This is a genomic window from Pseudomonas sp. AK181, assembly GCF_051122975.1.
In the GTDB taxonomy this organism is placed as follows: Bacteria; Pseudomonadota; Gammaproteobacteria; order Pseudomonadales; family Pseudomonadaceae; genus Aquipseudomonas; species Aquipseudomonas lactis.
The window spans coordinates 3,592,157-3,618,314 of the sequence record NZ_CP146348.1; the positions used below are offsets into that span (position 1 = coordinate 3,592,157).

A 26,158-nucleotide genomic window follows, 5' to 3' on the forward strand; every position below is an offset into this window, starting at 1 on the left:
TCAAATCGCCTCTAGTTCGCTCAAAAAGTCACGAAGATCATCAAAGTCTTCCGCGGTGCCGGCGCGGAAAGTGGCAGCAGCCTGGACATAGGCGCGCAAGGAATCGGTCTGGAACACTTCCACCAGCGGCACTTCCAAGCCCAGCTCGGCCTGGACGCGGGACGTGATCTGGATAGCCAACAAAGAGTGGCCGCCGATTTCGAAGAAGTTGTCGTTCAGGCCCACTTGCGGCAGGTGCAGGATGTCGGCCCAGATCGCGGCAATCTGCTGTTCAAGCTCGGTTTGCGGCGCCACGTAGTGTTGTTGCAGTTGGCTTGCGTCCGGCTCGGGCAGGCTACGGCGGTCGAGCTTGCCGTTGGGCGTGAGTGGCATCTGCGCCAGGAACACGAAGTACGCTGGCACCATGTAATCCGGCAGGCGTGTTTTCAGAGCGCGGCGCAGGGCGTCGCGCCATACGGCTTCGTCACCCACCGACTCTACCGGTACGACATAAGCCACCAATTGCTTACCGGTCGGGCCGTCCTGAGCCACCACCACGGTTTCACCGACATTGTCCTGTTCACGCAGACGCGCCTCGATTTCCCCCAGTTCGATACGGAAGCCCCGGACCTTCACCTGATGGTCAACACGCCCCAGGTAATCCACCACGCCATCCGCACGCCCACGCGTCAGGTCGCCGCTGCGATACACGCGGCTGCCGGGCTTGCCAAACGGGTCCGGTACGAAACGCTCGGCAGTCAGTGCCGGACGCTCCAGGTAACCCCGGGCCACGCCCTCGCCGCCCAAGTACAGCTCGCCGGCCACGCCGATGGGTTGCAGGTTCAGTTGCGCATCCAGCACGTAGCCACTGCGGTTGCCCAGCAAGGTGCCGATGGGCGCATAGACAGCGCCGCAGGGGTCGCCTTTGCGTGCCTTCCACAGCAGCGGCGTAACCACGGTTTCGGTAGGCCCGTAGCCGTTGAACAGGTATTTGGGTTTCAGCGCGCGCCACGCCAGGTCATAGCTGGCTTGAGCAACGGCATCACCACCGAAGCAATACACCCGCACCGCCGGCGGGTTGCCGTCGCGCTCGGCGTGTTCGGCCAACTGTTGCAGGTACACCGGCGGGAACACCGCCATGGTCACGTTGTGGCGATGCATCTGCTCGTAGGTGTATTCCGGCAGCCATAGGCTGTCATCACGGATCAACACGCTGGCGCCGTTGATCAGCGGGTGCATCCAGCCTTCGTGGGAGCCGTCGAAGGCGAACGACATGAAGTGCAGTTCGCAATCGCTTGGTGAGGTTTCATAACGCTCGCCAGTGGCGATGATATGCGCCACCAACGGCCCGTGGGACACCGCCACGCCCTTGGGCAAACCGGTGGAACCGGAGGTGTAGATAACGTAGGCGAGGTTGTCGCCGTCCAGCGCCACATCCGGCGCTGTATCGCTGTAACCGGCCCATTCTTCCGTGCGATCAATCGCCAGGGTATCCAGGCCCTCGGGGACCGGCAGCTGCTGCAACGCACGGCTGTGGGTCAGCAGCAATTGCGCACGACTGTCTTGCATCATGTACAGCAGGCGATCACGTGGGTATTCGATATCCAGCGGCACATACACGCCACCGGCTTTCATCACCGCCAGGAACGCCACCATGCTCTCGGCACTGCGCGGCATGGCGATGGCCACCCGCACTTCCGGGCCAACGCCACGGGCAACCAGGGCATGGGCCAGGCGGTTGGCCTGGCAATCCAGCTCGCCATAAGTCAGGGTTTGCGCGTCGAATTTCACGGCGATTGCTGCCGGATTCTCACGGGCACGGTCGGCCACCAGCTCGTGCACCAGGCGCTGGGCCGAAAAGCCTGAGTCGGTACGATTGCAAAGCTGCAGAATGTGCTGTTGCTCGTCGGCACCGAGCAGGTTCAACTGGCCAATTGTCTGCTGCTGATCAGCAATCATGGCCTGCAACAGGTTTTGCCAGTGCCGCGCCATGCGTTCCATGGTGGCGGCATCAAACAAGTCTGTGGCGTAGCTCAGGGAAGCATTCAACTGGTCCTCGGACTCCTCAATATCCAGGGTCAGGTCGAATTGCGCTAGCGCTTCATCCCAGCTCACCGGGCTCATGTGCAACTTCGCCAAGCGCTGCAAATGGCGGCCGGACAGGCTGATATGGTGGTTGAACGCCACCTGGAACAATGGGCTCAGGCTGAGGCTGCGTTCAGGTTGCAGGGCCTGCACCAGTTGCTCGAACGGCAGATCCTGATGGGCCTGGGCCTCCAGCGCGCGCTGCTTGACCTGTGCGAGCACTTGGCGGACGGTGGCATGCCCGTCGATATCAGCCTTGAGTACTTGGGTGTTGACGAAAAAGCCAAGCAGGCGTTCGGTCTCGACACGGTTGCGATTGGCGATCGGCACGCCGACACGGATGTCCTGCTGGCCGCTGTAGCGATGCAGCAACACTTGATAGGACGCCAGCAACAGCATGAACAGCGTGACGCCTTCGCACCGGGCCAGGTGCTTGAGGCTATCGACCAACGGCGTCGGCAGCGCGATATTCAAACGTGCACCGCGATGGGTAGGCACGGCTGGACGCTGGTGATCAAACGGCAACTCCAATACTGGCTGCTCACCGCCGAGCAGATCGCGCCAGTAATCGAGTTGACGAGCCTTTTCCCCAGCCTCCATCCAGTTGCGTTGCCACATTGCGTAGTCGGCATATTGGAAAGGCAGCGGCGGCAGGTCCAACGCCTGACCTTGGCTGAACGCGGCGTAGAGTTGCACCAGTTCGTCGACCATTATTTGCATCGACCAGCCGTCAGAGATGACGTGATGTTGCACCAGCACCAGCACGTGTTCCTCTGGAGCCAAACGCAACAGGCTGATGCGCATCAGCGGGCCCTGGCGCAGATCGAATGGCTGGGTGATCAACGCTTCGACCATCGCCTTCAACCCTGCCTGATCGGCGTCCATTGAGGCTATCGGAATGCGTGCCTGCGGGCTGATGATTTGTACCGTGCCCTCGGCGGCCTGATGCAGATGAGTACGCAGGCTTTCATGACGCATCACCAGCGTATCGAAGGCGCGCTGCAAGGCGGCCTTGTCCAGCTGGCCGATGAGGCGCAGAGTGCTCGGCACATGATAGGCGGCGCTTGCGGGGTCCAGTTGCCACAGGAACCACTGACGCTCCTGGGCATAGGACAATAGCAAGGGCTGGTCACGCGATACCGCCGTCATCTTGGGTGCCGAGTCACTCTCGTGGCCCAGCGCAGTAACGAAATCCGCCAGCAACGGCTGCTCGAACAACGTCTTGAGCGCCACCTCGATACCCAAGCCATGACGCACACGGGACACCACCTGCGTCGCCAACAGCGAGTGTCCGCCCATTTCGAAGAAGTGATCACTGAGACCAACCCGCTCGCAACCCAGTACCTGCGCCCAGATCGCAGCGACTTGCTTTTCCACGACACTCACCGGTGCAATCCAGTGGGCCAGTGGCTGGCTGACATCGTGCTTGGGCAGTGCAGCGCGGTCCAGTTTGCCGTTGGGGCTCAGGGGCAACCGATCGAGCAATACCAGATGCGCGGGCACCATGTAGTCCGGCAATTCCTTGCGAAGGCGAGTCTTTAGCTGTTCACGCAAGGCGCCCCACGCGGGTTCGGACAGCGTCTGTTTCGCCACAATGTAGCCCACCAACTGGTTATCAGCGGCGATCACCAAGGCTTCGCGCACAGTGGCCTGGGCCAGTAGCCGCGCTTCAATTTCGCCTAATTCAATACGGAAACCACGCACTTTCACCTGGTGGTCGATGCGCCCCACGTACTCGATCATGCCATCGGCGCGGTAGCGTGCCAGGTCGCCGGTGCGGTACAGGCGCCCCGCCCCGCCGGTGCAGAATGGATCGGGGATGAAACGGTGCGCTGTCAGGTCGGGGCGATTGAAATAGCCGCGCGCGAGCAAGGGTCCACCGATCACCAGTTCGCCCGCGACCCCCACCGGCACCGGATTGAGGTTGGCATCCAGCAGGTAGATGGCGCGCCCATCAAGCACCCGCCCGATAGGCATCATCGACGGCAAGGCTTCACGCCCCTCCACGTAGGTTGCGCAATCAAGCGCGGTGACGGTCACCGTCGCCTCAGTCGGACCATAAGTGTTGAGCAGCCGCACAGACTGCAAGCCTGCTTCGCGCCAAGCATTCAGCCCTTCCGGCGGCATCGCTTCGCCACCGATGTGCAATTGGCGCAAGCGCCCGTAATCGCGCGGGCCCCGCTCGGCAAAATCGCGCACCAGTTGCAACCAGTAGGCGGTGGTCAGGTCGACCACGGAAATGTCGTGGTCAAGCAGCTGCTGGTAGAAGGTGTCGCTGTCCCACAGCTCGCCGCCACGTACCACTACAGCTGCGCCACAGCACAAGGCCGGGTACAACTGCTCGACGAAACCGTCGAAATTGAAGGTGCCAAATTGCAGCACACGATCATGAGGCGCCACTGCAAACAACTCACTGAACACTTCCACATGCCGTGCCAGGGAAGCATGGTCGATACCCACACCTTTGGGCCGGCCGGTAGAGCCGGAGGTGAACATGACATAGGCCAGGTTGCCGGGCTGGGCACGCGGCGACGGATTTTGCGCGCTGTAGTCAGCAAGCCAGCCGGGCGCGTCGATCAGGCACACCAGGGCCAGGTTGTCGGTGATCGGTAACCCTTCGACCAGTGGCTGCTGGGTCAGCAGCAATTTCAGGCCGCTGTCCTCGATCATGCATTGCAGGCGATCGGCCGGGTATTTCGGATCCAGTGGCACATAGGCGCCGCCGGCCTTGAGCACCCCCAGCAGGCCCACAATCATTTCCAGGGAACGGTCCACCGCGACACCCACTAAGCTGTCAGCTGCGACGCCCAAATCGATCAGCCGATGAGCGAGACGATTGCTGCGCATGTTGAGCTCGGCGTACGTCATGCGTCGCTGATCAAGGATCAGCGCGACGTTATCCGGGTAAAGCTGCGCCTGTTGCTCGAAGCGCTGTAACACGCTGGCCTGTGCCGGTTGAGCGACGTGACGCGGATTCCAGTCATGGACCACACGCAGATGTTCATGGGCAAGCAGCAAAGGTATAGCGCCGAGGGCTTGCTGAGGGGAGTCGACAAACTGCTGCAACAGACCTTGCAGGTACGCCGCGATGTGTTGCACCGCATCGGTGGCAAAATCCGCGCACAGGTACTCCACGTGCAGGTTCAAGCGCTGGCCGCCATGTACGGTAAGAGTCAGTGGGTAGTTGGTACGTTCCTGATGGCTGACGCCGCTGAAGCGTAGCCCGCCCTCGGACGACTGCTGCAGACTCTTGGCCACCGGAAAATTTTCGAACACAACCAAGGTATCGAACAGCGCCTCACCGGCCGAACCCGCCCAGCGCTGGATATCAAACAGCGGTGTGTGCTCATGCTCGCGCATTTGCAGGTTAAGCGCCTGTATCGTGCTCACCCAGTCGATGACACTCTGCGCCGGATTGGCCGCCGCGATCAATGGCAAGGTGTTGATGAACAGGCCGACCTGCTGCTCGACGCCCACCGACTGCGCCGGACGCCCCGATACCGTCACCCCGCAGGCCACGTTGGCCTGGCCGGTATAGCGTTGCAGCAACAATAACCACGCTGATTGCACGAGCGTGTTGAGCGTTACTTGATGAGTTCGCGCGAAGGCGACCATGCGTCGGGTCTGTTCCTCATCCAGTTCGCAGTGAACTTCCCCATATTCACCGGCACTCTGCACTGCGGTCCTGGTCACGCTGCGCGCAAGGTGCGTCGGTTCGTCCAGCTGCTCCAAGCGTTGACGCCAGAACCTCTCCCCCGCCATCGGGTCCTGTTGCTGCAACCAGGCAATGTGCTGGGAAAACGCCGCGCCAACCGGCGGCAAGGTCTGGCCCTTGCAGGCTTGCAGTACCTCGTTGAGCACCAGCGCGTTACTCCAGCCGTCCATCAAGATGTGGTGGCTTGTGTAAATCAGGTGCCAACGATCTTCGGCGCTACGAACCAGTGCCACCCGCAATAATGGCGGCCGGGCCAGTTCGAAGCCTTGGCGGTGATGTTCGGTGGCCAGGCTATCCAATGCTGCGCCAAGGTCTTCACGCCCGCGCCAGTCGTATTCGGTAAACGGCAGGCTGACCTGACGATACACCACTTGCAGGGCCTGCCCCTGGTCGTCCTGCCACACAAATGCAGTGCGCAACATGTCATGCCGCGCAAGTACCTGCGCCCACGCGCTCTGGAACTGCGCCACATCGATACCCTGCACATCGGCGCGCAGTTGACCGACGTAGATATCACCCTCGCCCTGCCGATAGAGGCTATGGAACAACATGCCCTGCTGCATCGGCGAGAGCGGATACAGGTCTTGCACCTGGCGTGCCGGCAGCGCCAGCTCGTCCAATTGCTGCTGGGTCAGCCGGGTCAGCGCTACATCGGCCGGAGTGAGAGCGCCTTGTTGCGGGTCGATGCAATGCGCAATCAATGCCAGCAGCTCTTGCCGATAATCATCCGCCAGCCGCTGAACAGTCGCCGCCTCGAACATCTCTCGACTGAACCCCCATTGCAGCGACAGCTCACCGCCATAGACCTGCCCTTCCACCGTCAACCAGTTGGCCAGCGGTGCCTCTGGATCCTGGGCCTGGCCACTGCCCTGGCTGGCCGGCACGAACAGTGCCGATTCGTTGAACTGGCGGTCGAACTGGCCCAGGTAGTTGAACGTGATGCGCGGCGCGGCCAGGGTCGACAACGCTTCGCGGGTGTCAGGCGTGCCGAGGTAACGTAACAGGCCGTAGCCAATGCCTTTGTTCGGTACGGCGCGCAGTTGCTCCTTCACCGACTTGATCGCCGCCGACAGTTCGCCTTCGGCGTGCAGGCGCACTGGGTACAAGCTGGTGAACCAGCCGACGGTGCGGCTCAGGTCGATATCGTCGAACAGGTCTTCACGGCCGTGACCTTCCAGCTGGATTAGCGCAGCCGGTTGCTCGCTCCAACGGCTGATCACCCGTGCCAGGGCGGTCAGCAACAGGTCATTGACCTGGGTGCGATAGGCCGCTGGTGCGTCTTGCAGCAAGCGGCGGGTTTGCTCGGCATCGAGGCGCGTTTCCAGCTTGGCGCCCAGGCGGTTTTGCAGGCCGCCTTCGGGGTGATCACACGGCAGTTCCGCGTCGATGCACTGAGCTTGCCAGTACGGCAGTTGCTCATCGAGGGTCTGCGCGTGGCTGTGTAACTGTTGCGCCCAGTGCTGATAGGCACTGGTTTTCGCCGGCAGCGCCTGTTCGCGGTAGGCCTGTTGCAGGTCTTCAAGCAGGATGCGCCAGGACACGCCATCCACCACCAGGTGGTGAATCACCAGCAGCACACGCTGGCCGCCATCGGCCATGCTCATCAACACGGCGCGCAACAGTGGGCCTTGGGCAAGGTCAAGGCTGCGCTGGGCTTCATCACACAGCGCCGCCAACTCGGCGTCGGTGCTGGCCTGGCATTGCCACAACAGCGGTTCGCTGACGTAGGCGGCATGGCTCTGCTGCCAGCCGTCAGCCTGCTGCACAAAACGCAGGCGCAAGGCGTCGTGATGCTGGATCAACCGCGCCAGCGCTGCTTCCAACCGTACAGGCTCAAGCACCTCGCCGGTCACCAGCAACAAGGATTGATTCCAGTGATGCCGCGCCGGGATCGGCTGGTCGAAAAAGCTGTGTTGGACGGGCGTCAGCATGACCTCGCCGCTGACCGGGCCCTGGTCGATCAGGCTGACCTGCTCGAAGCGCGCCACCAGCGCCAGGCTGCGGATGCTCTGGTACTGGAACAAGTCACGCGGACTCAGGCGAATGCCGGCCTGACGGGCGCGGCTGACCACCTGGATGGAGATGATCGAATCGCCGCCCAGTTCGAAGAAGTTATCGTCCTGGCCGACCTGCTCAACGCCCAGCACGTCGCTCCAGATGGCGGCCAGGGCTGTTTGCAGGTCGCCTTGTGGCGCCACAAACGCCTGTTGCAATGCCGCGTCCGGCACTGGCAACGCGTTGCGGTCGAGCTTGCCGTTGGCGGTCACCGGCAGCTTGGGCAGCGCAATGAAATGCGTCGGCACCATGTATTCCGGCAAGCTGCTAAGCAACCAGGCCTTGAGGTCCGTTGGCGCCTCGCCTGCGTGCACCAGATAGGCGACCAACTGCTTGCCGCCATGTACCAGCACCACGGCTTCGCGCACGTGTGGATGCTGCATCAGGCGTGCTTCGATTTCGCCCAGCTCGATACGCAAGCCACGCAACTTGACCTGATGATCGAGACGGCCAAGGTATTCGATCACCCCATCGGCACGTTGGCGCACGCGGTCACCGGTGCGATACAGGCGTTCGCCCGTCACGAACGGGCTAGACACAAAACGTTCGGCGGTCAACGCCGGGCGTCGCTGGTAACTGCGCGCCAGACCAACGCCGCCCAGGTAGAGTTCGCCGCTGACGCCAGCCGGCACCGGGTTGAGTTGCGCGTCCAGCACGTAGGTGCCGAGGTTGGCGATCGGGCGGCCGATGGGCACGCTGTCGGCGCCTTCGTCGATGCAGGTCCAGTGCGTGACGTCGATGGCCGCCTCGGTCGGGCCATAGAGGTTGTACAGCGCCGCAGTCGGCAACTTGGCGAACACTTGCTGTTGCGCATCCAGGGGCAAGGCTTCGCCGCTGCAGACGATACGCGTGAGGCTTGCGCACGCCTGTACGCCCGGTTCATGGATAAACGCCTGCAGCATCGAGGGTACAAAGTGCAAGGTGGTGATGGCGTGCCGGCCAATGGTGTCAATCAGGCGCGCCGGTTCACGGTGCTCCCCAGGCGCCGCGACCACCAGGCGTGCGCCGGTCATCAGCGGCCAGAAGAACTCCCACACCGACACGTCGAAGCTGAACGGGGTTTTCTGCAAGACCGCGTCATTGGCACCCAGGCCATACGCCTGCTGCATCCAGCTCAAGCGGTTGACCAAGGCGCGATGGCTGTTGCCGGCGCCTTTGGGCTTGCCGGTGGAGCCCGAGGTGTAGATCACGTAGGCCAGGTTAAGGGCATGCAAGGCCACATTCGGCGATTCGCTGCTGTAGCCGTCGAGCCATAGCGCCGGCTGGTCCAGGGCAATCACCTGGATACCGGCGACGGGCAGCGACGCCAGCAGGCTCTGCTGGCTGAGCAGCAGTTGTATGCCGCTGTCTTCGATCATGTAGGCCAGGCGTTCCTGGGGGTACTCAGGGTCGAGGGGCACGTAGGCGCCACCGGCCTTGAGAATCGCCAGCAGGCCAACCACCATCTCGATGGAGCGCTCGATGCAGATGCCCACCAGCACGTCCGGCCCTACGCCCTGCTCGCCCAAGGCATGGGCCAACTGGTTGGCGCGCGCATCCAGTTGGGCGTAGGTCAAGGTGGTGCTACCGAACACCAGCGCCGGTGCATCAGGGCTGCGCCGCGCCTGGTCTTCGATCAGGTGATGAATGCCGCGTTCGGTCGGGTACGTCTCGGCGGTCTGGTTCCAGCTGTGAACGAGCCGTTGCTGTTCATCCGCATCAAGCATGGGCAATTCGCCGATGCGCTGTTCGCCATCGAGCACCATGGCCTGCAGCAGGCGGGTCCAATGCCGGGCCATGCGCTCGATGGTGGGCGTATCGAACAAGTCATTGGCGTAGGTCAGCGCGGCATGCAGGGTGCCGGACTTTTCGTAGGTGTCCAGGGTCAGGTCGAACTGGGTGGTGCGGCCTTGCCATTCCACCAGGGCCAATTCCAGCCCCGATGCGGTACTGACCGAGGCGATGTCGGCGACTACCGGCTGATGGTTATACATCACCTGAAACAGCGGCGTGTGGCTCAGGCTGCGCTCGATTTTCAGCGCTTCAACCAGACGTTCAAAGGGCAACTCCTGATGGGCCTGGGCGCCCAGGGCATGCTCCTTGATACCTTGCAGCAACTCGGCAACCCGCGTTTGCCCGGTCAGTTCGGTGCGCAACACCTGGGTGTTGACGAAGAACCCGATCAGCCCCTCGACTTCGGTGCGATTGCGATTGGCAATCGGCACACCGACGCGGATGTCGCTTTGGCCGGTATAGCGGTGCAACAGCACATTGAAGGCACCGAGCAGCAGCATGAACAGGGTGACGTTGTGTTTTTGCGCGCAACTGCGCAGTTGCACGGCCAGTGCCGGCTCAATCGCGAAGTTATGCCGTGTGCCCTGGTAGCTGGGCATGGCCGGCCGCGGGTGATCAGTGGGCAATTCCAGTACCGGATGCTCATCACCCAGGCGAGCCTGCCAGTACTCCAACTGGCGCGCCTGCTCGCCCGCTTCCAGCCAGCGGCGCTGCCACAGGGCGTAGTCGCTGTACTGGATGGGCAGCGCTGGCAGTTGGGGCGTTTCGTTGCGCTCATGGGCGTCATAGCAACGGATGAATTCGTCGATCAGCACGTTCATCGACCAACCGTCGGAGACGATGTGGTGCAGGGTCAGCAGCAACACGTGTTCCTGCTCGGCAAGCTTGAGCAGTTGCACGCGCAGCAGTGGCCCATGTTCCAGGTCGAACGGCAACAGCGATTGACGGGTGGCGGCGGCGTTGACGGCCTGCTCCCGCGCATCGACGGCCAAGGCGGTGAAGTCCAGGTGCTCGACGGTCACCGACGGTTCCACCGCCACCTGCGCCAGCCGCTCATCGGCCTGACGCTGGAACACCGTGCGCAGGGTTTCGTGACGCGCCACCAGGCTGGCGAACGCTTGCTCCAGCGCTGGCAGGCTCAACACGCCACTTAAACGCACCGCGCCGGGCAAATTGTAGGCGCCGCTGGCCGGATCCAATTGCCATAGAAACCACATGCGCTGCTGTGCGTAGGACAGCGCCTGGCGGTCCTCCACCTCCACCCCTGCCGGAATCGGAAACCTCGAAAAATCCACGCCTTCTTTCTGCAAGGCTTGCAGGAACAATTGGCGTTTTTCCAGGGGCAGCCCGATAAACCGGCGAGCAAGTTTCAAGGAGTCTTCAGCATTCATTTCTTGGAATCCGGGGCAATAGGCGGGAAGCACAAAGGCACGTCGTCCCTATAAAACGAACCGGGCGGGGAAAAATTAGCGGGGGGATGGGTGGCGGTTGCGCGCGGGGAATACAGGCTGGCGGGAAGCGTCCTACGCAAAATCAGTACGCCACCGCTAGGGTTAGCGATGCGTGCGCTCTAGGCTTGCCGAGGTCAGGTTATCCAGACGTCTACACGAGGGAAATCAGCGCAATGAATCGCCAACTGCAATACAAAGGCAATAACGGCTCAATTGAATACAGCGCTGACGACAACTGCCTGTTCGGCAGGCTTTTGTACATCAGCGCGCTGGTGAGTTATGAGGGCCAAACCGAACACGCATTGGAAGTGGCCTTTCGCGAAGCCGTGAATGATCTGCTCAACCAAACCTGCGAGGCCAGCCCTTTACCCTAATCGCCGGTAACCCAACACCGCCGAGCCCGCTACCACCGCCCCCGCCGCCAGCGCCACCCAGAACCCGCTGGTGGCGCCAAAGTGGTCGATCATCCACCCCGAACTGGCGGCGCCAATGGCCACGCCGATGCTCAGGCCGGTGATCAGCCAGGTCATGCCTTCGGTCAGGCGGCTGGCCGGGACGATCTGCTCCACCATGGCCATCGACACAATCAAGGTGGGCGCGAAGAACAGTCCGGAGATAAAGATCGCAGCGGCCAAGCCGGGAATATTGCTCACCAGCAGCAAGGGCAAGGTGGTCAACGCCGTGGCTACGCCGCAGTACAGGAACTGGCGTGGTAGCGGCGCCTTGAGTTTGAGGGCACCGAAGGCCAACCCGGCCAGGCACGAACCAATGGCATACACCGACAGCACGATACTCGCCGCCGCCGGCTGGCCCTGATGCTGGGCGAAGGCCACGCTGACCACATCCACCACGCCAACGATCACGCCCATGGCCAGCAGCAGAATCATCAGGATCAATACCGACGGCGAAGCAATCAGCCAGCGACCATGCGCGCCTTGATGCGCGTGCACCGGTGGCTCGGTTTGCCGTTGCAGCACAAAGGTGGTGACGCCCACCGCCAGCAACAGCGCAGCCACCAAAGGCCCGGCCTCTGGAAACACCGCCACGCTCAACCCCACCGAAATGGGCGGGCCGATGATGAAGCACACCTCATCAAGCACCGACTCCAGGGCAAACGCGGTTTGCAGCCTGGGCTGGCCACGGTACAGCTCGGTCCAGCGCGCCCGCACCATGGCTGACATATTGGGCATGCAGCCCGCCAGCGCGGCGAACAGAAGCAGCGTCCAATTCGGCGCCTGCAACCGCGTACACAGCAGCAACATCAATAGCGCTCCGCCGCCGATCAGCGCGGCAATCGGCAATACTTTGCCCTGGCTGTAGCGGTCCACCCAACGTGACACTTGCGGCGCGCAAATCGCCGTGGCCAGGGCAAACACCGCCGCCACCGAACCGGCCAGGCCATAGCCGCCATGCACCTGGGACAGCATGGTGATCAGGCCGATGCCGGTCATGGATATCGGCATGCGTGCCAGCATGCCCGCGAGCACGAAGGCCCGGGCACCGGGGGCCTGGAATAATTCGGCGTAGGGGTTCGCCATGACGTTAATGCCTTCTTTGCTTCAAGTTGCGCAGCTTTTTATCACACCAACCGCTTGATCTGCTTATGCCGCCACACCAACCGGTAATAGGCGATCTGCAACACCAGCATCGCCAGGTAGGTCACCGGAAATGCCATCCACACCCCTTCCAACCCGAAGTGGGCGTTGAACAGATAGGCCATTGGTAACTCCACGCAGAGCACGCAGAAGATCGAGATCGCCACCGGCATCAGCACCACGCCGCTGGCGCGCATGATGCCGCCAATCACCGCCTGGAAGCCGAATACCAGAATGCTCCAGAGCATGATGTGCAGCAGGTGTTCGGCCCGCACCCGTGCGCTGTCGTCGGTGATGAACAGCCCCAGCAACCAGTGGGACAACCCGTAGCCGAGCACGATCAAGCCACCAGTGAGGCACAGATTGATCACCAGCCCAGTGCGCAGGATAGGCCCGATGCGCTCCAGGCGCCCGGCGCCAATCGCCTGGGCGCCGAGGATCGACGCGGTGATGGCAATCGACAGCGCCGGGAACTGCACATAGTTGACGATCTGCGTCACCGCGCCATAGGCCGCCGTGGCCTGGGAACCGTGACCATTGACCAGGGCCAGGATGACCAGCTCCGACAGCGACAACACCACCATCTGCAAGCCCGTCGGCAGGCCGATGCGCAGGACTTTGCCGAGGATGACGCGGTCCAGGCGCAAGGCGGCAAGCAGCTCGCGGTCTGGCGCCATCACGTGGTTTTTGTGGCGCAGGCGCAGGATCAAAAACAGCATCGCCAAGGCGTTACCCACCAGCCCGGCATACACCGCACTCTGGATGCCCATGGGCGGCAGGCCGATCCAGCCGCGAATCAGCGCAGGCGTCAGCAGCAAGCCCACCAGGGTGGAGACCATCAACGCCAGGAGCGGCGAAATCGTGTCGCTGACCCCACGCAGCAGTTGGGTATAGAGGATGAACACCAGCAGCAACGGCATGATCAACATCATCATCTGGGCGTAGCCCACCGCATCGTCGAGCACGTCCACCGGCGTGCCCAACGCCTGCAACGCCGGGCGCGCAAACAGGCTGCCCAGCACGGCGGCCACCAGGCCCACCAACGCGCCCAGGGTCAGGGTGGCACCGGTGATCGCCTTGACCAGCCCGGTCTCCTTGGCGCCCCATGCCTGGCCGATCAGTACCGAGGCGCCCGCCCCCAGGCCGATCACCAGAGCGATAAAGAAAAACACGATGGGAAACATCCCCGACACCGCAGCCAACGCCTGGGTGCCGAGCATCTGGCCAACGTAAATGCCGTTGAGGGTACCGGAAAAGCTTTGCAGGAAATTGGACAGCACCATCGGTGCCAGGAACAACAGGTAGATTTGCCACAGGGGGCGTTGCCGAGTAACGTCCATGAAGGTCTGAGCCCCTTGATTATTGGGCTGGGAAGGCATTGCGCGACAGCCAGGCCAGGTAGGTGCGCACGTCCGTCGGCCAGTGCGCGATACTGTTCGAGAAGCCGTCTCTGTCCTGGGCAAACAGCGCACGCGAGGCGTCTTCAAAGCCCGGCAGATTACCGCCAATCGCGCTCATGAAGCGATAGCTGGCCTCCTTGGCCTGCCGCAATTGATCAGCGCTGGCATGAGCCATACGCGCTTCATCCACCAACCGGCGCAAGGCAGCCGACGCACCACCACGCTGCTGGCCGAGCCACTCCCAATGACGTGGCAGCAAGGTGACTTCCCGGGCGACGACGCCCAACTTCGGGCGGCCCACCGAGGGCGTGGCGGGCGGCTCGTCGTCGATGTGGGCCTGGGCAGGTTGCTGCGGCGCATAGCCCGCCGGCCACGGGTAGTCGACCTGCCTGCCGGTGGCATCATCGAAGACCAGGAAGCTACCGGCGGGCAACGCTTGATCGGCAAGTGCCTCGGCGACTGCGGGGTAAGTACCGGCAGCAATGCGCTGATGAACTGCGAAAGCCGTGCAGAGCGGGAAAGTTTGCATAGGCATTTTTTATTACCCGGATTTTATTTGTTTTACCCGGATCATATTAGTCAACATTTACCGACTTGCAAGGCTGGCTGCAACACAGAGATTTTTCCGTGAACATTAGTGGTTGTCGAATCCCTACCCCCAAACGCCTGCGAGGACCTGCGTAACGCAGGGCGATGGCTGCTGATTCGTGCCTGAGCAACTCCACCACCATCGGCAAACGGCTCGGCCCCATCCCTTTGGGCCCAAGATTTACCCATTTATCCATCTCGGTTGCGTCTTGAATCTACAGCACGACGGGACTGCTTTACATTCTCTCAAGAGTCGCGTCCTGATCGGGCTGAAGCACTTTTTGGAACATGACTTTTCATCATCAAGAAACCGACAAGCGGCCATCGTCTCGGCCAGCCTCCGACAAGCCGCAGGAATGCTGCTACTTGGGCGATCGGCCATCCTCGCCAAAGTCCAGACCAACAAGGCCAACCCGCAGACGCATGTAATGTTCCTTGACGACGGCTTCACCCCTGAAAAGGTGCCGTTTTCGCGTTTGGCAAGCGGGGTCGCAAATCACTTTTTTCCGGCAGCCCCGCGATTACTGAGTTTGGAGCGCTGCCGGAAAAATCTGGGACTTGGGCATACAACCCCAAATACCTGTCAACTCTGACAGTAGACGTAGTTCGACATTAGCTTGTAACTTAAAGCTGCAAGATAAAAACATTACTCACAAATCGAGAGGGAATTTATCATGAGTTATCCAGTAGATACTGCATATAGAGGCTTTATCATTCGCCAACATGATCCTGCCTATCAAACGAATTCATTTCAGGGCTTTGACACTAACGGGAACGCTATTACTCTCCTTAACGCAACCGCAGATCAAGTAAAAGTTATAATTGATGAGCGCCTTAAAAAAGGCTCGGGAAGATACGGCTAGTTAACACGCCTTCCGACCTCAGCTAATAAGTCTAGCGGCTCGACAACATCGGCCGCTTGACCCGACTACATCGCTCGTTTCTGGATCACATTAAATGCCCGAAGAAAAATTTCAGGCATTTTCAGTACCTAGGTTCTTTTAGAGAGGCCATTTTGTACGAGGGCTTAAGCTTGCCACCCACCTTCGAACTTCAGCGTTTTGAGAATAGGGTGAACGCGTCGATCCACGCAGTAAACTACCCCACACTTCACCTTTTCTACGCTCGCCCGGAGGCGGTCGTATGTGCAGACCACCGGAGATGACCATGAGCCTTTCGAAAGCCGCCATCGCTTCATTCGACGTCGACGCCCAGAAGAGCTTCACACCTTTATGCCCCAATGAATTACCGGTAGCCGGTGGCGACCACATTGGCGCCGAACTCAACTACATGGCCAGCCTCGCCGGCCACCGCATCGGCAGCAAGGACGCCCACACCCCCCACGCACCCTGGGTGGTTGCGCAGCACAGCGAGATGTTGCAACCCACCGGCCTGGCCCATGCCGATGTAACCTGGGTCAGCCACTGCGTGCCGGGTACCGAGGGGTTCACCTTGCTCGATGAGTTGCCCACGCCCTATGACTACGACTACTTCATCTGGAAAGGTGTCGAGCCCGACCTGCACCCCTATGGCGCCTGTTACCACGACCTGCACGACAAACTGTCCACCGGCGTCATCGAGTACCTCAAGGCCCGAGGGGTGGTGCGTGTGATCGTCGGCGGCCTGGCTTTGGACTACTGCGTCAAGACCACTGCGTTGCAGTTGCTCAAAGCCGGATTGCAAGTGGTCCTGCACCTGCCGGCGTGCCGCAGCATCAGCGAGGACGGCGGTGTACAGACGGTGAATGAGTTGCTTAAGGCGGGTGCTGGCATTAGCAGCACCCGCGAAGAGCTGGCCGTGTTGGCCGCGCGTTAAGGAGACACGCCATGGAAAGTGCGCCCTGTGACGCTCCGCGTCACGATTGCGCTGGGCTCAAGCCTCAACGCTCAATCGACCGACCTCACCGCGCATTCCACTCCGGTCGCGCCTGGTTGACCTGGTCCCAATCAATCGAAATCGCTGTCTGCAAGTAACCCTGCATGGCTTTCACCTGCACAAGGGTCTCGTCGGTAGTGGGCGTGGTCGGGCTCTGGTCACCTACTGTCGACTGGATTGGTAAGAGAATAACGCTGCATTACATAATTAAAAATGAACAGGGAGAGTCCCCCAAACTGACTTTGAAAATTAAAGCGTAACTGTAATGGCTTGCGTTTGAAAACACGTGGGCTCGCACTCAGCGAAATGTCTGGCTCCCATTAACTGCAACCAGGCAAAGCCATCGGCTCACATTGGCTGAAAATGAGCCAAGTGCCCGAATAGAAATTATGTGTGTTAGGCGGATCAGCATGTCAAGCCTGCGATGACCATAGGTATCTACACAACTTTGGTGCGACACTGGACCTGTGGCGAGGGAGCTTGCTCCCGTGACGACCGGATAGCCGACGCTGTTCTAACTGACGCACCGCGATCCAAATGTGGGAGCTGGCTTGCCTGCAAAGACGGCCTGACAGCCGGCCGGGATGTTGGATTTGACCGCGTACATATCCGTTATTTAGGTAACGACCACTTAGGGTTCCGCCCTGGCGGCTCACTTTTGAAAAGCCGGAATGCCGGCCCAGGCAAAAGTAAGCAAAACGCTCTTGCCCCACCACTCGGCACCTCGCTTTGGCTCGGTGTGCCCGTAATCCGCCAGTGATTTGGGGGGCCGCCGCCCCGCGCCATCCATGGCGCGGGGCGGCTAAGATCAAAAGCAGATCAAGAGCTACTCGCTTCGCATCGTAGTTACCGCCTGCTGTTACAACCCACAAAGTTGTGTAGATACCTATGCTGCGATGACTGGAGTAAATCCACCAACGCTATCGCAGTTCAAGCCATCTCCCACAGTTGGATCAGCGTCAACCGCTAGTTCATCCAATTGCCGCCATCGACGTTATAGGTCTGGGCCACCACATAGTCGGCGTCCTTCGACGCCAGGAAGATCGCCATGCCGGTCAGGTCTTGCGCCGTGCCCATCCGCCCAAACGGCACCTCATCGCCTACGCGCTTTTTCTTCTCGCCAGGCGCCAGCCCTTCATGCCTGGCGAACAGCGCATCCACCCCATCCCAATGCTCGCCGTCCACCACACCAGGGGCGATGGCGTTGACGTTGATGCCTTGCTTGATCAGGTTCAAACCCGCCGATTGCGTCAGGCTGATCACCGCTGCCTTGGTCGCGCAGTACACCGCCACCAACGGCTCGCCCCGTCTCCCGGCCTGGCTGGCCATGTTGATTATCTTGCCGCCATGCCCCTGGCTGATCATCTGTCGGGCTGCGGCCTGCAGGGTGAACAGGGTGCCGGCGACGTTGATCGAGAACAGCCGCTCAAAGCTGTCGCGGGTGATGTCGACAATGGGGGCCAGGTCGAACAGGGCGGCGTTGTTGATCAGGATATCGAGCTTGCCGGCATGACTCACCACTGTGGCGATGGCCGCGTCGATGGAGGCTTGGTCGGTAACGTCCATCGCCACGGCGTAAGCCTGGGGGCCCAGCTCAGCGGCGGTGGCTTGGGCCCTTTGCAGGTTGATGTCGGCGATGGCTACGGTGGCGCCTTCTGCGATGTATGCCTGGGCGAACGCACGACCAATGCCCCGCGCCGATCCGGTGATCAGCGCGCTTTTGCCTTCGAGTCGTTTCATGGGAGGGTCCTGTAAGGGTTATTGCCGGTAGCCGGTGAGCGCCGCCGAGAACAGCTTGCCGACCTTTGTTGTTGAGCTTCGATTACAGCAGCTTGGCCTGCCATCTCACAAACGACTGGCGAAGGCTCGGCTGATACTTTTTTAACCGTAGGCATAGGATCAAAAAAGTATCAGCCTCAGGCGAAACCGGGGCTAGCGCACCGATTGCCGGTGAGGGTATTTTGGGGAAATTGCACCATCACAAGAGGCAGCACCATGCCCATCAGCCCCGCCACTCTGTTCGAGCACCGCCCTGCGGAGCTTGAGGTGATCCTGCCCGAACCGGAACACGGCTTTCGCTGGTTCGAACATGACTACCCCTATGAATTGGCGCGCTGGAACCATCACCCTGAATTCGAAATCCACCTGATCCGCCAAGGCAGCGGCAGGCTGGTGGCGGGTGACTATATCGGTGAGTTCGGCGCCGGGCATGTCGCGCTGATCGGCCCTGGCCTGCCGCACGACTGGATCGGCGACCTGCCCCCCGGCGAACACCTGCACGGGCGCGATGTAGTGCTGCAATTCGACGGCGCCGCCCTCCTCGCCCTGCGCACCACCCTGCCTGAGCTCGGTGATTTACAGCCACTGTTTGAACGGGCGCGCCGGGGCATCGAATTCACCGGCGAGACCGCAACGGGCGCGGCACGGCTGATGGAGGCCATCGGCAGCGCCCAGGGCTTGCAACGCCTGACCCTGTTCCTGCAACTGCTCGATACCCTGAAGAACGCACCGCCCGCACAGGCCAAAACCCTGGCCAGCCCTTGCTACGCACCAACCCTGGACGCGCGCAGTGCCCAGCGCATCAACAAGGCATTTGACTACCTGATGCGAGAGCTGACCGGCGATGTACGCCTGTCGGACATTGCCCGGCAACTGGACATGAGCGAACCGGGCTTTTCGCGGTTTTTCAAACGCAACACCGGTCACGGCTTTATCGACCTGATGCGCAAGTTCCGCGTGCAGCGTGCCTGCCGCTTGCTGTTGCACAGCCAGATGTCAGTGGCGGACATCTGCTTTGAGGTGGGCTACGCCAACCTGTCGAATTTCAACCGCCACTTTCGTATCGAAATGCACCAGACGCCGAGTGAGTACCGGCGGCAGGCCGCACTGCCGATATTCCACTCCATCGCCCCTCCGGGATGATAGGAGTCCCACTGTTTTCCTGACCAAAGCGTCGGCAAATTCGTCTTTTTTCTAAACAGTTCAAGCCATTGACCCAAGTTGGTACAGCCTGTGCAAACGTTTGCGGAACGAACTTGACCGCCAAGTTCACTCCTCCCCGTCAAATCGGGTTTAAACCGCGTAAGAATAAGGACTTTCAATGCACCCCACCTCAAAGCCTCGTGCTGGTCTTGGCGCTTCTTTGCTACTGGCCGCCGTTACGGGAGTACTCAGTGCACCCATTTTGGCGCAGCAAAAGCCCGTGGATGACTCAGCACAGGGCGAAACCCTCAGCCCTGAAGCCACCCCTCCGGCGAAAAAAGGCGTGTATCTGTCCGAGTGGTTTAACCAGGACCTCACGCTGATTGGCAGCAAAGACATCAGTTTCGGCCCCAAGCCCCAGGATGATGTCTACCTGGAATACGAGTACTTCGGGCGCAAGGGCCCCTTTGAGTTGTACGGCTATATCGATGTGCCGAAGATCCTCACCATCGGTAACAGCAATGACAAAGGCGTGTGGGACCATGGCTCGCCGGTGTTCATGGAGCACGAACCGCGCATCTCCATCGACTACCTCGCAGGACGCAGCCTGGCGATCGGCCCGTTCAAGGAATGGTATGTGGCCTTCGACTGGATCTACGACCACGGCAGCCGCAAGGAAAACCGCGCCAACACCCTGTACAGCGGCCTGGGCACCGATATCGACACCCACTCGCGGGTCAACCTGTCGGCCAACTTCTACGGGCGCTACCAGTGGGAAAACTATGGCGCCAGCAATGAGTATTCCTGGGACGGCTACCGGGCGCAGATGAAGTACATCGTGCCTATCGGCAAGTTCGACAACGGCGCCTCGCTGACCTACATCGGTTTTACCAACTACGATTTCGGCTCGGACCTGCACAAGGACAACCCGGCGCGCACCGCCAACTCCCTGGTGGCCACCAACGTGTTGCTGTACTCGTTTACCCACCTGCGTTTTACCCTGGTCGGCCGTTACTTTCACAACGGCGGCAATTGGGAGGACGGCAGCGAGTTGAATTTCGGCGAAGGCAACTTCCGCGCACGCTCAGACGGCTGGGGTTACTACGCCGGCGTGGGCTACCAATTCTGATCAAGGAGCTGTAGATGAACGCATTGACCCGTATCTCGCTGGCCGCAGGCCTGGCCCTATTGCCCCACGTGGTGCTGGCGGATAACCCGGCGCCGATCAAACCCAAGGTGATGCTGATCACCATGTTCGCCCCCGAGGCGCAAACCTGGATCGACCGCCTGGCCCTCAAACAAGAAGTACGCGTACCGGGCTTGTCCGCCGAATACCCAGTGATTCGCTGCAACACCCAAGACGTGTGCCTGCTGGTAACCGGCATGGGCCAGACCAACGCGGCCGCGTCCACGCTGGCCCTGGCACTGTCGCCCAAGTTCGACCTGCGCCAGAGTTACTTCCTGATCGCGGGGATCGCCGGCATCAACCCCAAGCACGGCACCATCGGCACCGCCGCATGGGCTCATTACCTGGTGGAGTTCGGCACGCAGTGGGAGCTGGATTCACGGGATGCCCCCAAGGGCTGGCCGACGGGCTATATCGGGATCAACACCAAGGGCCCCAACGAAAAACCCCCGTTGGACTACAAGACCGAAGTGTTTGAGCTCAACCCCAAGCTGCAAGCCAAGGCGTTTGCCTTGTCGCACAAGGTGGAACTGACAGAAAGTACAGAGTCCGCCGCCTGGCGCAAACACTACCCCGCCGCCCCGGCCAACCAACCGCCGCAAGTCACGCGCTGCGACACCCTGGCGGGCAACACCTGGTTTTCCGGCACGCGGTTGAGCGAACGTGCCGAGGTCTGGACCAAGTTGCTCACCGACAACAAAGGCGAATACTGCACCACCCAACAAGAGGACAACTCCACCTACGAAGCGCTGCTGCGCGCCAGCCGCGAAGGCTTGGTGGATATCCAGCGCCTGGCCGTGGTGCGCGCAGGCTCCGATTTTGACCGGCCTTATCCGGGCTACAGCGAGGTAGACAACCTGCTCAAGTATGCGGACCAGGGTGGTTTTGTACCGGCGCTGGAAAACCTGTACCGCACGGGCAACCCGTTGGTCCAGGCGATTGTGCAGAACTGGTCGGCGTGGGAAAAAGGCGTTCCTGAGGTCGAGTGAAGATGATCGTTCCCACGCTCTGCGTGGGAATGCCGCTTTTGACGCTCTGCGTCCGCTTTGAGCGTTTGGCGCAGAGCGCCGCTGGATGCATTCCCACGCGGAGCGTGGGAACGATCAGGGTAGGAAAATGATTTTGTCCGGGCTGCCGCTGTTCACTTCGGCATAGCACTGAACCCCGTCCCCCAACGCCATTTCACGCAACCCCGTAGGCAGCGGCAACAGGCCTTCATCAAAGAAGCGCCCAAACGCCTCCAACATCACCGCGCATTGTTCGCAGCTATAGAGCAACGAGTTAACCCCCACCACCGAACCACCCTTGCGGTACAGCGCCAGGGCCGGTAACTGCACGTGGCCGTCAACCGGGGCGGCGATGATGGCGATGCGGCCGAACGGTGCCAGCCCTGCCACCGCGGCAGGCAGCCAGAAACCGGTGGTGTCAAAGATCACGTCGGCGCCGCCCTTGAACACGGCCTGCACTTGCGCGCCCAGAGCCTCTGGCTTGCCCAAGGCAATCGCGTCCAACCCTTGAGCCTGCAACAACTCGAGCTGATCGGCCTTGCGCACAGCCGCCAGCACCTGCGCACCGCGTATCTTCGCCAACGCCAGCGCCGCACTGCCGACCGCGCCGTTGGCGCCAATCACCAGCAAGCGCGTGCCCTGGCCAACGCCACTGCGTTCCAGGGCATCCCAGGCGGTGGTATAGGGCACGCCGAGGCTGGCCGCCTGGGCAAAGCTCAAATGCGTGGGTTTGTGCGCCACGCCCTTGGCGGATACGCGCAGGTATTGGGCATGGGAACCGTCAGCGAAAAAACCCAGGTCGCGACCGGTGCCCCAGACTGCCTGGCCGAGCAATGCTTGCGGGCCCTCCACCACCACGCCGGCAAAATCACGCCCTGGGATGCGTGGCAGCGTGGTGTAGGGGAAGCGGCCGAGCACGTTTTTCACGTCGCTGGGGTTCAGGCCCGCAGCTTTAATCTGCACCAGCACTTCACCGGCAGACGGCACCGGCACGGGAACCTCCACCAGGCTCAGGTTGGCAAGGTCGCCGGTGGCGGTAAATTGCAGTGCGTTCATCGAGGGCATCCGTCGAAGGGAAAAGGGATCAGGACAACCAACCACTGACCAGCTGCCGCGCCATGGGCCAGAGCTTTTCGCCAAGCAGCATGCCCATCAGGCCGACCAGTGCGATAGCGGGCGGCGCCGGTGAGCGGAAATCCAGCGCGCCGTAGATCACGCCGACAAACAGGCCAATGGCCAAGGAAATCAAATAGCTCATGAAGACTGCGCCCGGTTGATTGATGGGCTCAGTCTAGGGCGCACCTACCGTGGGTATCGGCCAAGTGCTTCAGGATTTCGGCCAACTCCGGTACTGCGACGGCGACACGCCCAGTTCGCGTCGGAACATGTCGCTGAAGCTGCTGGGCGAGTAGCCCAGGGTGCGCGCTATGCCGCTCACCGACTGGCCCTGGATGAGCTCCGCCGCTGCCGTGGCCAACTGCACCTGACGGCGCCATTGGGCAAACCCCATGCCCAGGTGCTGCTGGAACAATCGCGCCAGGGTACGCACGCTGGCGCCCGCCGCCTCGGCGTGCTGTTCGAACGGGATGTCCAGGGAGGGCGATGCCATGACCGCCTGGCACGCATTGATCAGCCGACGATCCGCCGCCACCGGCATGGCGATGCGAATTGGCGAGCGACGTGCGCGTTGCAACTCCAACAGGGCCAGGCCTACGACAGCCTCGTAGTAGGCCGCATCGCCGTGATCGCCCTGCTCCACCAAGGTTACGATCAACTCCCGCAACAAGCGGCCCACTTCGATCACCTGCACCTGGCTGTCCAGCGTCGCCGCCAGCGCCGGGCGCAGGTAGATATTGCGCATCTGCAAATCGGAGACCACACGGATGCCGTGTTCCACTCCCGGCGGCAACCAGACCGCGCGCTGGGGCGGCACCACCAGGGCTTCACGGGGCGTCTCGACCCACATCACACCGCTCATGGCGTAGAGCAACTGGCCCCAATCGTGGCTGTGCGGCTCTACGTACAACCCACGCGGGTAGGTACGCGCCAACGGTTGTACGGGAACGGCGTGATCACTGAGGTCGGGGGGCGCGGCCAGGGCCATGGCGGGTACACATCAATCAGGGATGGGCCACCATGGTAAAGACTGGTTGCCGGCAAGCGAACTGTTTCTACTCAGCCTGCAGGCGCCGGGTGCCCGGGCCTGCAGGTCAATCCTGTCAACCGTGAGCGGACTTGGCGCATTCGCAACCCGTCGCGGCGGCGCAGGGCTCGCCGTGCGCATGGTGCTCGGCACAGCCCTGGCAGCAATAGCCCTTGCCGTCTTTCATGATTGCGTCAACGCCCAATACACATTTGCAGTGAGGGCAAGCACAGGTTTGATCTGGCATGGTCAGACTCCTTTTTCATGGTCGTCCGGTGCGGCGAGCGCCGCACCTTAAGCAGTGACCCTGAGCAAGCAAGCATGGTTCAGCGCCGTCAGTCGGCCCGGCGGCTATTGCTGCGGTACATGAACACCAACGCCAGGGCGAGCAACAGCATGGCGAGGATACGGCTGCCCGACAGCTCGATCGCCGGGTTGCCCAGCCAGCCGAAGTTGTCAATCAACATGCCCATGCCCAGTTGCCCGACGATCACCGCCACCGTGGCGACGGCCGTGCCGACCACAGGCACCGCGCCCACCATCACCATCATGTACACCACGCCAAACAGCGCACCCGTCAATTGCCACTTGGGCACCTCCAGCAGGCTGACGGCCTGGGCCGGCTCGAAGAAAAATATCAACAGCGCCGTGGTCAGCGCGCCCACCGCAAAGGTCAACAGACTGCTGCGCAATACTCCTACAGTCTGGCCCAGACGCCCATTGATAGCGGCCTGCACACTTAGCACCGCCCCCGCTGCAATCACCAGCACCAACAACATAAACAGATTCATCGCCTTAACCCCGTGCAATCAGAATCAATGCCGCCACAATCAACGCCAACGCGATCCAGCGCTCACCATTGACGCGTTTGCGCGCCGTGCCGAACCAGCCGAAGTGGTCGATCAATACACTCTTGCCCACCTGGCCCGAGAGAATCGCGATCATGGTCATCGCGATGCCGATGTGCGGTGTGGCCAGGGTTAGCACCACCACGTACATCGGCCCCAGAAACCCGCCGATCAACTGCCAGCGCGGCAATTGCGTGAATGCCGGGCCCTTTTGCGGGCCGCTGAACAACAGCAGTAAAAAAAGAATCGCCGTGCCAACGCCAAAGATGCTCAACGTCGCCCACAAATGCCCGACCTGCGCGCCCAATGGCCCGAGCAACCCGGCCTCCACCGACAGGCCCATGCCCGCCAGAATCACCAACGGCAACAGCAGCAGCCGTAAAAGGTTATTGCTCGGCCTGGCCTGCGCCAGCGCCTCGGTAGAACGTGCCTGCATACATCACCCGCGTATCAAGAAAGAAAACCATGGCGCGCATTATCCGGTGGCCGTGCTGTGCGATAAATGGGACTATGCGGACAACACCTTTGCGCAAAACGCACAGCCTGGAGAAATGATGCAGGGCTTGAATGAACTGAGTTTCAAGGCGCTACGCCTGTTTGTGGCCGTGCTGGACCAGGGCAGCTTTTCCGAAGTAGCCCGCCGCGAAAGCCTGGCACCCTCCTCCATCTCGCGGCAGATTCAACTGATGGAACAGGCCGTCGGCCAACAATTGCTCTACCGCCATACGCGCGCCGTCAGCCCCACCGAAGCCGGCCGCCTGCTGGGCCGCCACGCACGCTTGCTACTGGAGCAGTTGGAGACGGCGAACCAAGCCCTGCAAGAGCAAGACAGCGAACCCAGCGGCCTGGTGCGCATCAACGCGCCCATGGTGTTTGGCCAGCGCCACCTTTCACCCTGGCTGGGAGCGCTGTGCCGGCGCTACCCGAAGTTGCAGCTGGATATCCAGCAGACCGACACCTTCGTCGACCCGCTGCAAGATGGCACCGACCTGCTGTTTCGTATTGGCGTGCTCAATGACTCAGGCATGCAGGCGCGCATCTTCGCGCCGCAACGCTTTCGCATCGCGGCCAGCCCTGCCTACCTGGCCCAGCACGGCACGCCGCGCCACCCCGACGAACTGGCCCACCACCACTGCCTGGCCTACAAAGGCATCACCGGCCAGGAGCGCTGGTTCTTCCGCCGCGGCCAAGGCGACTGGACAGCCTACAGCGTCAGCGGCCCCATCACCGGCAACCACGCCGACACCCTCACCCACGCCGCCGAACAAGGACTGGGCCTGGTGGTATTTCCGTCCTGGCTGATTGGCGAAAGCCTGCGCGCCGGCACCTTGCAGGCGGTGCTCGGCGAATACGACGTTGCGACTACCCTGGAGCCCCAACAGATCGCCGCGTTGTGGCCGGGCAGCCGCAGGCTCTCGCTGAAGGTGCGCACGGTGATCGACTATTTCGTGGAGTGTTTTGGGACGGTGCCGTATTGGGATCGGTGACGGATGTTGGCGCTGCTGAACGGCGCCAGTGAAGGAATATTCCTAGTAG

18 protein-coding genes and 2 pseudogenes are annotated in these 26,158 nt (G+C 61.4%); 7 read left to right on the plus strand and 13 right to left on the minus strand.

Annotated elements, in window-relative coordinates; translation table 11 throughout:
- On the minus strand, positions 1-10,998 hold the full coding sequence (locus V8689_RS16275; protein ID WP_314691744.1) for a non-ribosomal peptide synthetase: 10,998 nt from the start codon (positions 10,996-10,998) through the stop codon (positions 1-3).
- Between the two features lie 233 nt (positions 10,999-11,231).
- Here V8689_RS16275 and V8689_RS16280 point away from each other — a divergent pair, with 233 nt between their 5' ends.
- Positions 11,232-11,432: a hypothetical protein gene (locus V8689_RS16280; protein ID WP_056783815.1), complete on the plus strand. Its 201-nt coding sequence runs from the start codon at positions 11,232-11,234 to the stop codon at positions 11,430-11,432.
- Here the strand turns inward: V8689_RS16280 and V8689_RS16285 are convergent.
- The 4 genes and pseudogenes from V8689_RS16285 to V8689_RS16300 form a co-directional block, all read right to left on the minus strand.
- The gene (locus tag V8689_RS16285) at positions 11,424-12,596 is read right to left on the minus strand and encodes an MFS transporter (RefSeq protein WP_056783812.1); all 1,173 of its coding nucleotides are present in this window, start codon (positions 12,594-12,596) and stop codon (positions 11,424-11,426) included. The genes V8689_RS16280 and V8689_RS16285 overlap by 9 nt on opposite strands.
- Before the next feature lie 41 nt (positions 12,597-12,637).
- Positions 12,638-13,993 carry an MATE family efflux transporter gene (locus V8689_RS16290; RefSeq protein ID WP_056783808.1) on the minus strand — a complete coding sequence of 452 codons (1,356 nt, stop codon included), beginning with the start codon at positions 13,991-13,993 and terminating at the stop codon, positions 12,638-12,640.
- Between the two features lie 19 nt (positions 13,994-14,012).
- Positions 14,013-14,588 carry a DUF2239 family protein gene (locus V8689_RS16295; protein WP_056783806.1) on the minus strand — a complete coding sequence of 192 codons (576 nt, stop codon included), beginning with the start codon at positions 14,586-14,588 and terminating at the stop codon, positions 14,013-14,015.
- Between the two features lie 271 nt (positions 14,589-14,859).
- Positions 14,860-15,011, minus strand: a pseudogene (locus V8689_RS16300) (IS4-like element ISAzvi7 family transposase); the annotation flags it as partial.
- A gap of 304 nt (positions 15,012-15,315) precedes the next feature.
- Between V8689_RS16300 and V8689_RS16305 the strand changes: the two are divergent.
- Both V8689_RS16305 and V8689_RS16310 read left to right on the plus strand, forming a co-directional pair.
- Positions 15,316-15,504, plus strand: coding sequence for a hypothetical protein (locus tag V8689_RS16305; RefSeq protein ID WP_150073571.1), 189 nt, complete (start codon positions 15,316-15,318; stop codon positions 15,502-15,504).
- 304 nt (positions 15,505-15,808) lie between these two features.
- Entirely contained in the window at positions 15,809-16,456 is a 648-nt protein-coding gene (locus V8689_RS16310) for an isochorismatase family protein (RefSeq protein WP_056783803.1), read from the plus strand.
- 85 nt (positions 16,457-16,541) lie between these two features.
- Here the strand turns inward: V8689_RS16310 and V8689_RS16315 are convergent.
- Both V8689_RS16315 and V8689_RS16320 read right to left on the minus strand, forming a co-directional pair.
- A pseudogene (locus V8689_RS16315) lies at positions 16,542-16,679 on the minus strand (ABC transporter substrate-binding protein); the annotation flags it as partial.
- Positions 16,680-17,482: 803 nt separating this feature from the next.
- Positions 17,483-18,256, minus strand: coding sequence for an L-iditol 2-dehydrogenase (locus V8689_RS16320; RefSeq protein ID WP_056783801.1), 774 nt, complete (start codon positions 18,254-18,256; stop codon positions 17,483-17,485).
- 255 nt (positions 18,257-18,511) lie between these two features.
- Here V8689_RS16320 and V8689_RS16325 point away from each other — a divergent pair, with 255 nt between their 5' ends.
- The 3 genes from V8689_RS16325 to V8689_RS16335 all read left to right on the plus strand — a co-directional run bounded on the left by V8689_RS16325 (position 18,512) and on the right by V8689_RS16335 (position 21,613).
- Positions 18,512-19,438 (plus strand): AraC family transcriptional regulator, encoded by a 927-nt coding sequence (locus V8689_RS16325; protein WP_056783799.1) that lies wholly within the window; start codon positions 18,512-18,514, stop codon positions 19,436-19,438.
- Positions 19,439-19,616: 178 nt separating this feature from the next.
- The gene (locus V8689_RS16330) at positions 19,617-20,567 is read left to right on the plus strand and encodes a nucleoside-specific channel-forming protein Tsx (protein ID WP_056783795.1); all 951 of its coding nucleotides are present in this window, start codon (positions 19,617-19,619) and stop codon (positions 20,565-20,567) included.
- Between the two features lie 14 nt (positions 20,568-20,581).
- Positions 20,582-21,613: a purine-nucleoside phosphorylase gene (locus V8689_RS16335; RefSeq protein ID WP_056783792.1), complete on the plus strand. Its 1,032-nt coding sequence runs from the start codon at positions 20,582-20,584 to the stop codon at positions 21,611-21,613.
- 114 nt (positions 21,614-21,727) lie between these two features.
- Here V8689_RS16335 and V8689_RS16340 read toward each other — a convergent pair whose 3' ends face one another.
- The 6 genes from V8689_RS16340 to V8689_RS16365 all read right to left on the minus strand — a co-directional run bounded on the left by V8689_RS16340 (position 21,728) and on the right by V8689_RS16365 (position 25,058).
- Positions 21,728-22,687 (minus strand): quinone oxidoreductase family protein, encoded by a 960-nt coding sequence (locus tag V8689_RS16340; protein ID WP_056783789.1) that lies wholly within the window; start codon positions 22,685-22,687, stop codon positions 21,728-21,730.
- Positions 22,688-22,715: 28 nt separating this feature from the next.
- On the minus strand, positions 22,716-22,889 hold the full coding sequence (locus tag V8689_RS16345; protein ID WP_014718843.1) for a DUF1427 family protein: 174 nt from the start codon (positions 22,887-22,889) through the stop codon (positions 22,716-22,718).
- A gap of 69 nt (positions 22,890-22,958) precedes the next feature.
- Positions 22,959-23,735 carry an AraC family transcriptional regulator gene (locus V8689_RS16350; protein ID WP_056783786.1) on the minus strand — a complete coding sequence of 259 codons (777 nt, stop codon included), beginning with the start codon at positions 23,733-23,735 and terminating at the stop codon, positions 22,959-22,961.
- Positions 23,736-23,850: 115 nt separating this feature from the next.
- Positions 23,851-24,021 (minus strand): metallothionein, encoded by a 171-nt coding sequence (locus V8689_RS16355; protein WP_081089507.1) that lies wholly within the window; start codon positions 24,019-24,021, stop codon positions 23,851-23,853.
- Positions 24,022-24,109: 88 nt separating this feature from the next.
- Positions 24,110-24,565 (minus strand): DMT family transporter, encoded by a 456-nt coding sequence (locus V8689_RS16360; protein ID WP_044274535.1) that lies wholly within the window; start codon positions 24,563-24,565, stop codon positions 24,110-24,112.
- A gap of 4 nt (positions 24,566-24,569) precedes the next feature.
- The gene (locus tag V8689_RS16365; RefSeq protein ID WP_056783784.1) at positions 24,570-25,058 is read right to left on the minus strand and encodes a DMT family transporter; all 489 of its coding nucleotides are present in this window, start codon (positions 25,056-25,058) and stop codon (positions 24,570-24,572) included.
- A 118-nt stretch (positions 25,059-25,176) separates the two neighbouring features.
- On the opposite strand from V8689_RS16365, the gene V8689_RS16370 reads away from it, so the two are divergent.
- On the plus strand, positions 25,177-26,109 hold the full coding sequence (locus V8689_RS16370; protein WP_056783907.1) for a LysR family transcriptional regulator: 933 nt from the start codon (positions 25,177-25,179) through the stop codon (positions 26,107-26,109).
- Positions 26,110-26,158: the final 49 nt, after the last annotated feature.

Coding starts and splice junctions, on each gene's coding strand:
- V8689_RS16295 (WP_056783806.1), bottom strand. CDS start 14,588: ATGCCTATGCAAACTTTCCCGCTCTGCACGGCTTTCGCAGTTCATCAG.
- V8689_RS16345 (WP_014718843.1), bottom strand. CDS start 22,889: ATGAGCTATTTGATTTCCTTGGCCATTGGCCTGTTTGTCGGCGTGATC.
- V8689_RS16370 (WP_056783907.1), top strand. CDS start 25,177: ATGCAGGGCTTGAATGAACTGAGTTTCAAGGCGCTACGCCTGTTTGTG.
- V8689_RS16335 (WP_056783792.1), top strand. CDS start 20,582: ATGAACGCATTGACCCGTATCTCGCTGGCCGCAGGCCTGGCCCTATTG.
- V8689_RS16350 (WP_056783786.1), bottom strand. CDS start 23,735: ATGGCCCTGGCCGCGCCCCCCGACCTCAGTGATCACGCCGTTCCCGTA.
- V8689_RS16325 (WP_056783799.1), top strand. CDS start 18,512: ATGCCCATCAGCCCCGCCACTCTGTTCGAGCACCGCCCTGCGGAGCTT.
- V8689_RS16355 (WP_081089507.1), bottom strand. CDS start 24,021: ATGCCAGATCAAACCTGTGCTTGCCCTCACTGCAAATGTGTATTGGGC.
- V8689_RS16275 (WP_314691744.1), bottom strand. CDS start 10,998: ATGAATGCTGAAGACTCCTTGAAACTTGCTCGCCGGTTTATCGGGCTG.
- V8689_RS16305 (WP_150073571.1), top strand. CDS start 15,316: ATGAGTTATCCAGTAGATACTGCATATAGAGGCTTTATCATTCGCCAA.
- V8689_RS16330 (WP_056783795.1), top strand. CDS start 19,617: ATGCACCCCACCTCAAAGCCTCGTGCTGGTCTTGGCGCTTCTTTGCTA.
- V8689_RS16340 (WP_056783789.1), bottom strand. CDS start 22,687: ATGAACGCACTGCAATTTACCGCCACCGGCGACCTTGCCAACCTGAGC.
- V8689_RS16280 (WP_056783815.1), top strand. CDS start 11,232: ATGAATCGCCAACTGCAATACAAAGGCAATAACGGCTCAATTGAATAC.
- V8689_RS16290 (WP_056783808.1), bottom strand. CDS start 13,993: ATGGACGTTACTCGGCAACGCCCCCTGTGGCAAATCTACCTGTTGTTC.
- V8689_RS16285 (WP_056783812.1), bottom strand. CDS start 12,596: ATGGCGAACCCCTACGCCGAATTATTCCAGGCCCCCGGTGCCCGGGCC.
- V8689_RS16360 (WP_044274535.1), bottom strand. CDS start 24,565: ATGAATCTGTTTATGTTGTTGGTGCTGGTGATTGCAGCGGGGGCGGTG.
- V8689_RS16310 (WP_056783803.1), top strand. CDS start 15,809: ATGAGCCTTTCGAAAGCCGCCATCGCTTCATTCGACGTCGACGCCCAG.
- V8689_RS16320 (WP_056783801.1), bottom strand. CDS start 18,256: ATGAAACGACTCGAAGGCAAAAGCGCGCTGATCACCGGATCGGCGCGG.
- V8689_RS16365 (WP_056783784.1), bottom strand. CDS start 25,058: ATGCAGGCACGTTCTACCGAGGCGCTGGCGCAGGCCAGGCCGAGCAAT.